This is a genomic window from Thermopirellula anaerolimosa (assembly GCF_054657335.1).
The window spans coordinates 1,254,400-1,266,928 of record NZ_BAAHYX010000004.1; the positions used below are offsets into that span (position 1 = coordinate 1,254,400).

9 protein-coding genes are annotated in these 12,529 nt (G+C 62.2%); 6 read left to right on the top strand and 3 right to left on the bottom strand.

What is annotated here, in order from left to right; genetic code table 11:
• Positions 1–86 precede the first annotated feature (86 nt).
• The gene (locus tag ACYQ6J_RS05265; protein WP_460183148.1) at positions 87–1,649 is read right to left on the bottom strand and encodes a sialate O-acetylesterase; all 1,563 of its coding nucleotides are present in this window, start codon (positions 1,647–1,649) and stop codon (positions 87–89) included.
• 241 nt (positions 1,650–1,890) lie between these two features.
• Positions 1,891–3,627, bottom strand: coding sequence for a methyl-accepting chemotaxis protein (locus ACYQ6J_RS05270; protein WP_460183149.1), 1,737 nt, complete (start codon positions 3,625–3,627; stop codon positions 1,891–1,893).
• A 295-nt stretch (positions 3,628–3,922) separates the two neighbouring features.
• Between ACYQ6J_RS05270 and ACYQ6J_RS05275 the strand changes: the two genes are divergently transcribed.
• From ACYQ6J_RS05275 to ACYQ6J_RS05300, 6 genes are all read left to right on the top strand, one after another.
• Complete coding sequence (locus ACYQ6J_RS05275; RefSeq protein WP_460183150.1) at positions 3,923–5,374, top strand: Gfo/Idh/MocA family protein; 1,452 nt, start codon at positions 3,923–3,925, stop codon at positions 5,372–5,374.
• Between the two features lie 264 nt (positions 5,375–5,638).
• On the top strand, positions 5,639–6,316 hold the full coding sequence (locus ACYQ6J_RS05280) for a 3-keto-disaccharide hydrolase (protein WP_460183151.1): 678 nt from the start codon (positions 5,639–5,641) through the stop codon (positions 6,314–6,316).
• A 114-nt stretch (positions 6,317–6,430) separates the two neighbouring features.
• Positions 6,431–7,501: an ROK family protein gene (locus ACYQ6J_RS05285; protein ID WP_460183152.1), complete on the top strand. Its 1,071-nt coding sequence runs from the start codon at positions 6,431–6,433 to the stop codon at positions 7,499–7,501.
• A gap of 273 nt (positions 7,502–7,774) precedes the next feature.
• Complete coding sequence (locus ACYQ6J_RS05290) at positions 7,775–8,716, top strand: hypothetical protein (protein WP_460183153.1); 942 nt, start codon at positions 7,775–7,777, stop codon at positions 8,714–8,716.
• A gap of 509 nt (positions 8,717–9,225) precedes the next feature.
• A complete protein-coding gene (locus ACYQ6J_RS05295; protein WP_460183154.1) occupies positions 9,226–9,891 on the top strand; it encodes an RNA polymerase sigma factor in 666 nt (221 codons plus the stop codon).
• Positions 9,884–10,858, top strand: a complete 975-nt coding sequence (locus ACYQ6J_RS05300) for a hypothetical protein (RefSeq protein ID WP_460183155.1) — start codon at positions 9,884–9,886, stop codon at positions 10,856–10,858. The genes ACYQ6J_RS05295 and ACYQ6J_RS05300 overlap by 8 nt, the downstream gene beginning before the upstream one ends.
• Positions 10,859–10,914: 56 nt before the next feature.
• On the opposite strand, the gene ACYQ6J_RS05305 is transcribed toward ACYQ6J_RS05300, so the two are convergent.
• On the bottom strand, positions 10,915–12,432 hold the full coding sequence (locus ACYQ6J_RS05305; protein WP_460183156.1) for a sulfatase family protein: 1,518 nt from the start codon (positions 12,430–12,432) through the stop codon (positions 10,915–10,917).
• Positions 12,433–12,529: the final 97 nt, after the last annotated feature.

The following is a 12,529-nucleotide window of genomic DNA, read 5'->3' on the forward strand; positions in this document are numbered from 1 at the left end:
AAATGACCTCGCTGAAAGGGCGAAGTATTCCGAGCCTGCGGGTCGTCGGGGATAAGCCGACGTGAGGCTCGCCGACTACTTCCAAATCACTTCGCGTCCACGGTGACGCCCGGGAAATCATCCGTGCGGAAGGGGCTGGCGGGAAGGCCGGCCTTATTCCACAGGTTGACGACCGGATAATTCGCCCAACCGAAGCGGACGGCAACCGGATTCGGCACGGCGGGGCTGGAAACCACAACCGTGTCGCCCACGATTTCCGCATCGGCGTTGACGAATTTGCGGTCTTCACCGCACATAGTGAAACCGGTCAGCTTGTCGCCGCGGCATTCCAGACCGCCGCCCAAATGGGTGAAGTGCAGGACGACCTTGCCGTCTTGAACCTCCATATGATCGTAGATCGGGCCGGAGTATTCGATCTTCTCTCCATAGGCCAAGGCACGGGCTGCGATTCCCAGACGTTCCCCCACCGGTTGCTTTTTCTTGGGGTGGATGTCGTCTTCCTCGCCGACGTCGGTGATGACCGCCATGGCGGTATTGGGGTAATAAAGCATGGTCATCAGTTGCGCCTCGCGGAGTTCCGCCCAAGCGCTCTCCATCGGCTCCGACTCGATCTTCATGAAGGGGGCCAGTTGCACGAAAAGGAAGGGGAAATCGCCCTCGTTCCAGACCTCCCGCCACGATTCGATCATGGCCGGGAAAAGGGTTCGGTATTGATAGGCTCGTCCGGCGTTGGATTCACCCTGATACCAGATGGCGCCGCGGAAGGCATAGGGCACGAGGGGCGCGATCATGGCGTTGTACAAACCCGCCGGGCTGTGGGGATGCTCCGGACCCATGGGCGGATTGGGCGGTCGTTTGTTGAACTGCTCGCCGCGTTCGCGGGCCGCGCGAGCCTCCTCACGATAGGCCTGGAGCGCCGCCTCGTATTTCTTGAGATTCTCCGGGTACTGCTCCATGGCTTGCTGGAAGCGGTCCACGATCGGTTGCAGCTCCGGCATGGAGGTCAACTTGGCCCAAGTCGTCCAAGCCTCCGCCGGGGTCCCGCCGTACGAGGTGTTGATCAATCCCACGGGGACGTTGAGTTGCTTTTGCAGGTAACGTCCGAAGAAATAGCCCACGGCGGAGAAGTTGGGCACCGTTTCCGGGCCGCAGACGGCCCAAGCGGCATCCACGTCGGGCTGCGGTTCCGGCTTGGCCTGCCGCGGCACCGTGAACAGGCGGATCATGGGGTTGGCGGAGGAGGCGATCTCCTGCTCGGCGTTGGCGGAAGCCGCCACGGACCATTGCATGTTCGATTGGCCGCTGCAAATCCACACCTCGCCGATCATCACGTCCGCCAGGACGATTCGATTCTTGCCGGCGATGACCATTTCGTAAGGTCCGCCCGCCGGCAACGGCGCCAGGGTGACCTTCCACTTGCCGTCGTCGCCGGCGACCGTGGAAGCCTTTTGCTCGCCGAGGGTGACGACGACCTCTTCACCGGGATCCGCGGTGCCCCAGACGGGAATGTCGGCCCGCTGTTGCAAGACGGCATGGTCGGTGAACAACGCGACGGGCTTGACGTCGGCACGGACGGGAAGCACCGCGAAGAACAAGATTCCAAGGGCCAGGAATGCCGGTCTTGCCGGCAGGTTGCATCGGTGCCGCATCGTGAGACTCTCCTTGCATCTAGGACCCGGGAAACGAGATATCGCCGCGGCCGGGGCAATTCCCCCGGCCGCTCACACGACCTATTGTGTTATCGGCGAGACCGTTTCGCAAGCAGCGCAACGACCTTCTGCGCGGAGGGCCGGGAGAGGAGACACACGATGACGCACGAGCCGCAACCGGGCGGGATGCGGCGTGAGTCCGCCGGTCTTCGCGTCTTCCCAGAGCCAACCGAAGAGTCGCTTAGGACGACACCGGTATCCGCTCGCGGATCCTGAACCGCGAAACGAGGTTGTTCAGGCTGACGGCCTGCGCGCCCAATTCCTCGCTGCACGAAGCCAGTTCGCCGGTATCCGCGGACGTGTTTTCCGTAAGCGAAGCGGCGTTGCGGATGCCCTGGACAACCTCGTCCGCCTGTTGCGTTTGGAGTGCGGTGACGTCGGCGATCTCGGCGATGCGTTGTGCAGTCACTGCCGCTCCGGAGACGATTTCCTTGAGGGCGGCACCGACCTCCTCGCTCATGCGAACGCCCTCCGCGACGCGTTGCGTGGACTCTTGGATCAAGCGCGTGATTTGCGAGGCGGCCTGATTGCAGCGCTCGGCGAGTTTGCGGACCTCGTCGGCGACGACGGCGAACCCCATTCCGTGTTCTCCCGCCCGCGCCGCCTCGATGGCCGCGTTCAGCGCCAGCAGATTCGTTTGGCCGGCGATTTCCGAGATGACGCCGATGATCTCGCCGATGTGCTCCGCACTGGCACGGATCGACCCCATCGCATCCAGAGACTTGCGGACGGCCTCACCGCCCGTTTCCGCCAGACGGTTCGTGTCATCCGCCTGCTTGGCCGCGGCGGCGGCTTGCTCTCTCACGCTGAGCACCAAGTTCGCCAGTTGCTCCACGGCGTGCCGCATCGAGCCGATGTTGTCCGTCTGCGAGAGCGAAGCCTGGGCCAGTTGTTGCGATCGGTGCGAGACTACTTGCGACGATTCCGCGAACTGACGTGCACTCTCCACCACCCCCGCGATCAATTCCTCCACTCCGTCGATGAAGCGGTTGAACCATCGGGCAAGCTCACTCAATTCGTCGTTGCGGTCATCGGGTAACCGTCGAGTCAAATCGCCTTCGCCTTCCGCGATGTCGCGAAGCATGTGGGTAACGTTTTTTATTCGGCCGACCACGGAACGACCCAGGATCACGACGAACGCGAAGCAAGGAATCGCGCTGAGGGCGGCCCCCAGCAGAAAGATGGCAAGTTGGCGGCGTGCAGTCCGTCGCCCCGAAGAACTCAGCTGGATCGCTTCCGCCACGGCGCCGGTCACGGCACTGCGACCTTCCGCGACCTTGGCTTCGCGATCGGCCACTTCCTTCAACGTTTCATCGATGATCCGTTGCTGTTCGTCCTGCATGGCGTCGATGATGGTTCGAGCCTCTGCGAAAATCGGTTGAGATTCTTTTTCGCTGATCGCACGGGCTTCGGACCGCTTGTCCGCCGATTGGGCCGCCGCGACCACCTGCGTCGTCTTTTCTTTCCAAGCGGCGAACGCGACTCGGAAGTCGGCGTAAAGCTTCCTCATTTGCGGCGAGTCCTGTCCTTGGACGGCCTTGGCGACGCGTTCCTCCGCCTGCGCGATGTTTTCTTCATTCGTTTTCCGCGCCTCCTCCCACGCTTGCTTATCGGACGCCGCTAGGGCATCGTGTTCGGCCAGATTGGCTTGATACATATCGCGATCGGCGTTCAGCAGGAGCGCGATGCTTTCGTAGCGCCCGCACAGCGTGGGAATATCGTGCCTAGCCAGGGTCTCGACATGCGTGTCCAGCAAGGGATTGATCCGCTCCTCGACGAGTTTCGGCAAGCGATGCTCTGCGACGGTTGCCAGGGTATGATCCAATCCGGACAACGTGTGCCAAGCGAGTGCGGAAAGGCCCGCCAGCACTACGATGACGGAACCGGAAAGGACATAGACCTTCAGCTTGAGCGACATCTTGACGGATCTCCTAAGTCGTATTGCTTCCTGATGCCCCGCCGCCATGGAACGCTGATGCCCCGTCGCGGAATTGCACTCCGGACCGGGCCCCCCGCCTGAAGCAAACTTAGCTCGTTTTTACGGCGTGGATTTGGAGAAAGTCGACCTTCTTGCGGATCATTCGTGCTTGTTGCGGGATCGGCGGGGGAGTATCCTATTTTCCGGCCGGATCGGCCTTGGTCTCACGTGGGGCGGAAGGAGTCAGCCGCGCCGCAATGAAATTTGACATGCGTTGTGATGGGAGGAATTCATCATGAAAAATCTTCATCTTCACCGACGTCAATTCTTGCGGCTTTCCGCCGCCTTTGCCTTGCCGTCGTTGATTCCCGGTTCCGCCCTGGGGATTGCGGGGCTTGCCGCTCCTAGCGAACGGGTCACCATCGGGTTGGTGGGATGTGGCGGTCACGGGGTGGGTTGGAACCTTGTCCAAGTCTTCCGGCATGCCGACGCCCAGGTGATCGCGGTCTGCGACGTGGATGCGCAGCGCCTGGCCGCCGCTAAAGATCGAGTTGATCAAAACTACGGCCCCAAATTGGGCGATGGTTACCGCGGTTGCGCCGCCTACGGCGACTTCCGTGAGCTGATCAACCGCAAGGACCTGGACGCCCTGATGAATTGCACGCCGGACCACTGGCACGTTTTGCCCGCGCTCATGGCGCTGGAGGCGGGCAAGGACGTGATTTGCGAAAAACCCCTGACCCTGTTCGTGGAGGAGGGCCGCGTCCTGGCCGACAGCGTGGAGCGGCATAAAGCCGTCTTTCAGACCGCGTCCGAAAACCGCTCCATCGACGTGTACATTCGCTTGATCTCGCTGGTTCGGGCGGGGGTGATCGGCAAGTTGCGGCACGTGGAAGTGCGTTTACCGATGGGTAATACCAACCAGCGCGTGACCGGCGATGCCAAGGATATGTTCGGCAAAGACACCGTCGAAGATCCGCCGCCGTATCTGAACTACGAGATGTGGCTGGGCCAGGCCCCTTGGATGCCCTACATGCCGGCCCGATTGCACGGCAACTTCCGCTGGAATTTGGCCTTTTCGGGCGGCGTGCTCACGGATTGGGGGGCGCACATGATCGATCTGGCTCAGTGGGGACACAATACCGAGCGAACCGGACCGGTGGCCGTGGAAGGCAAAGGCGACTTCCCGCCGCCGGATGCCGTGTACAACGCCGCCCCCACTTTCGATCTCCATTACACGTACGCCGACGGGGTAACGATGCGCGTTTCGGCGGGACCGGGCGACTTGGAGACCGGCAAGAGCTACGACATCCCGATCGTCGGGCGGACCTCATCGCCCGGCATCCGCTTCGAAGGCTCCGACGGTTGGATCGAATCGCACGGGTGGCGGGGTTCGCTCAAGGCGTCGCAGCGACCGATGCTGGACGTGGAGGTCGATCCCGCCGCAGTCGGCGTGTTCGTTCCCAGCGAGGTCGTGAGGCGGGAGGACGGCGGTTTGGGCGGCGAGCACCGCAACTTCCTCGATTGCGTCAAGTCGCGCCAGCCCTGTTACGCCCCGGCGGAAGTCGGCCACCGCACCATCACCATGGCGCACATCGGAAATATCGCGATGATGCTGGGCCGCAAACTGCGTTGGAACCCCGAGGCCGAACGCTTCGTGGACGATCCGGAAGCCGACGCTCGGCTGACCCGTGCCCAGCGCGAACCTTGGACCATGAAAAACGTGAGGTCCTGGCTCCAAGGATGACGGCACGCCTTCGCGCAGCGGTCCCATTTCGACCGCCGAGGTGCATCGGGGTCGCGGCGTCGCGAAAGCTTCGGCTTGGTAACCGTCGCGGCGCGAGGGTATATTGAGCGCCGGTGCCCGCCGTGCCATCGTCTCGCCCAGCGCTCATCGGCCTGATTGTCCGAATGGGCAGCGTTAGAAAATCGTTGAGTCGTCGGTTTGCGGCAAACCGGCGGTGGGTCGCGGTTTTAGGTTATTGGGTTGTTCTTGAGGAGGTACGATGTGATGACGCGCTCGTTTGGGATTCCGGCAGTTGTGACCTTGGCGTTGTTGCAGGCCGCTTGGGGGACCCTCTCCGCCGCGGAAACTTGTCTGACTCAAGACGAGAAAGAGCAAGGGTTCGTCTGCTTGTTCGACGGCACCTCGCTCGATCAATGGCAGGGCGACACCAAGGGATACGTCATCGAAGACGGCGTCTTGGTCTGCAAGCCGGGCGGCAACCTGTACACCAAGAATCAATACGGGGACTTCATCTTCCGTTTCGAATTCAAACTCACGCCCAACGCAAACAACGGCGTGGGAATCCGAACGCCGATGGGTTGTGACGCGGCCTATTGCGGCATGGAAATCCAAATCCTGGATGATTCGGGCGAGAATTACCGAGACAAGCTTCAGCCCTATCAATACCACGGTTCGATCTACGGCGTCGTGCCGGCGAAGCGCGGACATCTCAAGCCTGTCGGCGAGTGGAATGCGGAGGAAATCCTCTGCCAGGGACGGCATGTTCGCGTCACCTTGAACGGCACCGTCATCGTGGACGCCGACCTGGACAAGGTCGAGCCGATGGATCACCGAGATCACCCGGGTTTGGCCAGGGAAAGCGGCTACATCGGCTTTTTAGGCCACGGCACCCGGGTGGAATTCCGTAACATTCGGGTCAAGGATTTGACCGAGAAGAAGTGATCGCCGCTTGGCGGCCAATCGTCGTGCATGGGGATGGCACGGCGGGGCGTTCGATGACGCCGGATGCGACATCCGCAGTGTCGGGTTTGTGATTTGCGCCCGGGAGGGATCTGCGTGGCTGGGCGTTTCCTAGGAATCGAAATCGGCGGAACGAAACTGCAAGTTGGGGTGGGCGAGGAGGGAGGCCCGCCGCTTCTCGCCCTCCGTCGCGCCGACGTGGAGCCAGAGAAGGGGGCGGAAGGCATCCGCGCGCGGATCGCGGAGATGGCGACTCCGCTGATCCTGGAGTATCGCCCGGCGGCGGCGGGGATCGCGTTCGGCGGACCTTTGGATGCCCGAACCGGTCGCACGTTGCTCAGCCACCACATCCGCGGATGGGAAGACTTTCCCTTAGCGGATTGGTGCCGCGAGACCCTGGGGTTGCCCGCCGTGCTGGGGAATGACGCCGATCTGGCGGGTTTGGCCGAGGCGCGATTCGGTGCCGGAAAAGGGCATGAGATCGTCTTCTTTTTCACGGTGGGGACCGGGATCGGCGGGGCGCTCATCCATCAGGGCCGGATCTACGGCGGCAGTCGCGGAATCGCCGCCGAGTTGGGGCACCTTCGGCCCGGCCCCGGCGCGCGCAATCCCGACGACGATTTGGAGTCCTACTCCGCCGGGTGGGGGATCGCCAAGAATGCCCGGGTGTGCGTGACCACCATTCTGGGTGACGACGCCGCCTCATCCGCAGACGAGGATGCCGTGCAGCGTTGGCGCCGTCGCTTGCAATGGGAGTACCTGCCGGCGCCGGAGGAAAGGCGGTCCGAGGTGTTCCGAAAGGCCGCACAAGAGCTTTTGCAATTGGCACACGGCGACCCGGCGAAATTGTCGACGAAACTGGTGGGCGAAGCCGCCGGGCAGGGCAACCCCGTGGCGCATTGCGTCCTCCGTCGGGGGATTCGAACGCTGGGTTGGGCCGTCGCCCAAATGATAACGCTACTGGCACCCTCCTGCGTCGTGGTGGGCGGCGGCGTCTCGTTGTTGGGAGAGGAACTCTTTTTCGCCCCGCTCCGCCGCGAGGTCGATCAATATGTCTTTCCCGCCCTCCTCGGCAGTTACTGCATCGTACCCGCCGCTTTAGGGGAGGAAGTCATGGTCCACGGGGCGGTAGCACTTGCCGCCGACGCCGCGACATCGGGTACGTGATTCCACGGCCCGGCTTCTCTTTCCGCATCTCCATGCAATCTCAAGTCATCCCAGAGATCCCATTTTCCATCCGTTTCCGAGGCAGGGCGAACGACCGTGTAAAAACATTGCGGTCGTAGCGGTCCTGATAAACTTCGCGTGGGTTGTTGGCCGACAAAGATTGGCGAGGCTCTGGAAAGCCGGCGCCCGATTCGTCCTTTCGGGCGGGTGCCCAGCGATCCGCCGCGGACAAGTATTCCCGCCGTTTGCCGCTCCCTAGAGCGAGGTCCAACCGTGCTGCGACTTTCGGTCTTGATTCCGGTAGCCGGGCGACTCTCTTATTTGGAGGATACGCTTCTCTCTGTGCTGGAGGCGCAACCGGAGGGTTGTCGGGTAATTGTCGTGTTAGACGAACCCTATGCAGACCCCTGGGGACTGAAGGACGAGTTGCGGTTCATCGAAGCCGGACCGGGTTGCTCGTTGGGGCGAGCGATCGCGTTGGGACTGGCCGAAGTCGAGACGCCCGTCACGTTCGTCCTGCCGTGCGGTCACGAGGTGGAAGCGAACTGGGCGGACCAGGCCCCGCAGATTTTCGAAGACGAGCGAATCGCCGCCGTCGTCCCCCTTGCCGTGCGGCACGACTCGCCGGGAGTGGTGGTTGCGGCGGGGGTTGGGTATCGCCAAGACATCGGCCGACTCGTCCCGTTGCAGGAGGGCGTGGCCTGCGGTAATACCGTGTTGGCTCGTCGCACCCAAATACTTCCTCATTCGGCGGGGGCCTTCTTCCGGACCGAGTCCATCCGCAAGATTCCCTTGGATGCCGAACTGGGCGAGGAGTGGGTCCTGGCGGCGGCGGTTCGGGCATTGCACTCGGCGGGATACCTGAGCGTGCTGGAACCGTCGTCGCGGGTTCGTGCCCGCCGGTTCCCACGCACCGCCGACGCCTTCCGCGACGCTCGCGACGCCGAGGCCTTCTTCTGGCAATGGTGGGACGGCGCCCCCTCACTCCCTGTCGCGGCGCGGCATGTGGGCCAAGTCTTGGGGCGTGCCGTGGCCGCCCTGCCTCGCGGCAACCTGCTGGCCGAACTGTCGGGCAGACTGTCGGGGGCGGGTACCGTCGCCAGGCGGACCGTCGCTCACCGGCGGCACGACATGCAAGGTCCCCATTTCAACGTCTCACGAACGTCGGCTCATACTGCCGACCAAGTTGGGCGAGATAGATTCGCCCGGTCGTAAGCGTCAAATGCTCTTCGGCGCGGCTCCCTCAATACCCCATCTTGGGGCGCGATCCGATCGCGAATGCGCCGCGACTGCGCCCCTGAACGCGGCAATTCGCCCGAAATCTCGTGCCGGCGGCGGCGAGATCGCGGATTTCCGCGAGTGCTTGCACGAAGACCCCTTCATTCGGGTTGCGCGATGATCCAAATAAGAAGGAATCTCGTGCTTCCGCCGGATAATTTCTTTTCTTCAGAAATCCATAAATAACAAGGACTTATAGAGATTCTCCGATTTTTCCTCTGCAAAATGTTTTGTGTCTGCGGTAATTGGCGCGCCGCTTGCTTACGAGTCAGGGAAATCGTTGGTTCGCTCCCGCCCGCCCGTCGTGTGTGAAAAAGGGCGCAAAATCCCACCGCTAAAGCACAGGACCTATTACAATGATTTGTATTCGCAGAATTCGAAAGAAACGGCGCGCTCAACCTCGTCGTCTGCGCCGTACCAAGCAAGGTTTCTCGAACTATTGGCGAATGTTCGCCGTAACTACGATGGATTTCAGCTTGCCCGACGTTCCCGGACTGCCGCCGCGGGCCGAATGGTCCGACGAGGACCTGATACGCGAGTATCAGGAGAAAGGCGAAACCAAGGCCTTCGAGGAACTGGTTCGCCGCTATGAACGGGAATTATTCGGTTACCTGTGCCAGTACTTGGGCGACCTCCAAATGGCGGAGGATGCGTTTCAAAGCACCTTTTTGCAGGTGCATTTGAAGTGCGGCCAATTCGATCCGGAACGGCGGTTTCGGCCTTGGCTGTACGCCGTAGCCACGAACCAGGCGATCGACGCCCAACGGCGGAACCGACGGCATCGCAACATCAGTTTGGATCGCCAATTCGCCGCCGAAAGCGATGGAAATCGCTCGGGCAGTTTGGCCGAGATCGTCGCCGGCGAGAATCCCGATCCCGACGAGGAGATGCAGGCCGCGGAACGCCGCGAGGGTATGCTCCGTGCCGTGGACGCCCTGCCCGACAACCTGCGGCAGGTTTTGATGTTAGTGTATTACCAAGGGTTGAAGTATCGCGAGGCGGCGGACATTTTGGAGATTCCCGTAGGGACCGTCAAGAGTCGCCTGCATACCGCCGTTCGCAAATTGGAGTCGCAACTCAACGTGACGCAAACGATCTCTCACTATGGATAAACCGTCGCCGACGCAACTGATCGGTTATCTGCTGGACGCTCTGGAGGACGATGAGCGGGCGAAGATCGAGCAGTTGTTACGCGAGCGGACGGATTTGCGGCAGGAGCTATCGGCCCTGCGGCGACGTCTGCGGTGTTTGGAATTGGCGCGTCCCGAAATCTCGCCGCCGCCGGGCTTGGCCGCCCGGACCTGTCAGTTCATCTTCGACGCCGTTCGTGACGGCGTCGTGCCGGCGGTGGAGAGCATCACGCGAACACGGACCGGACGGGGGCGGAGAGGCCCCTTCCGCTTCACTCCCGTTAGCGACTACTGGAGCGGCGGCGGAGCCGCCTGGTCTTGGCTCGATCTTCTCGTGGCGGCCTGCGTGGTCGTCGGATTCCTCGGTTTACTGTTTCCCGCCGTGGTCCATCACCGGGTGCGGAGCGAGGCCGCGCAATGTCGCGAGAACCTCCGCGCGGCGCATCGCGGTATCAGCGATTTTGGGATGCGTTTAGCTGGGTTCTCCGGTCTGCCGGTCTTGCTGCCGGAAGACCTGACGGGCCAAAGCACTCGTTCGGGCGATGAGACGGGCGATGAGATCGGTCCTGCCGCGGTGGTTGTGCCTCGCGTGATGTGTTGTCCCACCGTGTTGGCCGCCTTCAAGCCGCAAGCCCCCGCCCCCGCTGCATGGCCGACCCCGGTTTCCATGGTCGCCGAAACGCCTTATACGGGGGGACGGAGCGTCAGCGCGTGGCCCGTCTATCAAATGGGCGCCGCTGCCCGCGCCGGTTCCGCGGATGAATACACCGTACTCCTCCGCGACCCTGATTTTTCGCGTTCTGCGTGCGAAATAGTTCCCCCTCACGTCTCCGGTTGGAACGTTCTGTTCGAGGACGGACACGTAGTATTCCTACCGCCTCGGCCCGAGGCGTCGGCGACCGCGGACTTTGCTGTTCGCGCATCGGCCTTGGTCGGCCCTTCCCGCTGAAACGCGGGGCCGGCGCAGATCGGCGTTGCGTGCCGAGCGATCCTTTCGGACGAGGACTACTCGTCGGCACTTTGCACGTCGTGCGGTTGCACGCCTGCTTCCAACACCGCGTCGGGATCATCCGTTTCCGGCAAGATGCCCGGCAGTCGCTGCGTCTTGCGGATATGCTCCACCAGAAGTTGCTTGAAACGGGCGATTCGCTCTTGATGCTCCGGGGCCGCTACGATGTTGTGGAATTCGCCCGGGTCTTCCTGCAAGTCGAAGAATTTGAAGGTGGGACCCGGCAGCGGACGTTTGGGGTCGTAACCGTCGTCTCGAACTCGTTTGCCCCGCTGATACACCAGCTTGTATCGTTGATCGCGAATCATGATTTCGTCGTTATGGGCGTACTCGACGATCACGTGGTCCCGATGCTCTTCGGTTTGACCGCTCGCAAGTTGCAGCAGGCTTCGCCCCTGAACCCGGTCGGGGACTTGCAGGCCGCACGCTTGCAGCACGGTGGGCACGATGTCCACGAACTCGGTAAGGGCGTTGACCACGCGCCCCTTGGGAAATCGCGGCGGATAGCGGAGGATGAGCGGCGCGGAGACGGCAGGGTCGTAGCTGCAATGCTTCTCGAACCGTCCGTGGTGCCCCAGCATGTAACCGTGGTCGCCCGTGTAAATCACCAGCGTATCGTTCTCCAATCCCGCCTGCCGCAAGGCCGTCAGTACCACGCCCACGTTCTTGTCCATGAACTCGACCGAGGTGTAGTAGGCCGCGTTGATGCCGCGCTTTTCGTCTTCGGTCAGATTGCGGAAGATGTCGGGGATCTGGTCGTCGTCCTCGGGTCCGACCTCGGGCACGGTGAATTCCTCGGGGCGATGACGACCGCGATATTCCACGGGGAAATGAAACGGCGAGTGGGGTTCGTAGAAGCTGACCATGAGGAAGAAGGGCTGTTCACGCTTTTGGGCCAGGAATTCCGCCCCTTTTTGCGCGAAGAACGTCCCCGCCATGTCGCTGTCCCCGGCCGCGAAGGGGACGCACATGCTGTTCAACCAGACTCGGGCGGGGTCCTGAAAAGGTTTCCAGGGCGGCAAGACCTCCACGCCTTCGGGAAGGGGACGCCGGGGTTGCCGGCGTCGCCATTGCTGCCAATCCGGCATGTCCAATCGCTCGTCGAAACCGTGCTTCAAGGTGCTGTTGAAGTGCATCTTGCCGTAAGAGGCGGTGATATAACCGGCCTCTTTCAGCATCTCGGCCAGGGTTACCTCGCTTTGCGGCAGGGGACTCTTCAAAACGGTCACTCCAACCGTGCGGGGATAGCGCCCCGTGATGAACGATTGCCGCGACGCGGTGCAAATGGGGGCGTTGCAGAACGCTCGGGCGAATCGCACGCCTTCCGCCGCCAAACGGTCGATGTTGGGCGTACGGACGATCGTGTTGCCGTAGCACCCCGTCACGTAGGCCGCATGATCGTCCGAACAAATCCATAGCACGTTGGGCCGATCGGCGCCTTGAACGGGATTCCGAAACGAGCTTGCTGAAACGAACGCCGCCGCAAGCGCGAAACCGAGAATGAAGCCACGCACGCGATTGCCTCCCTTGTTGAGACGGAAACGATGGGGGAACGAAAATCGGCCGACCGAACGCCGCGAAAACGCTGAGCACCGGCCGCGACGGATTCGG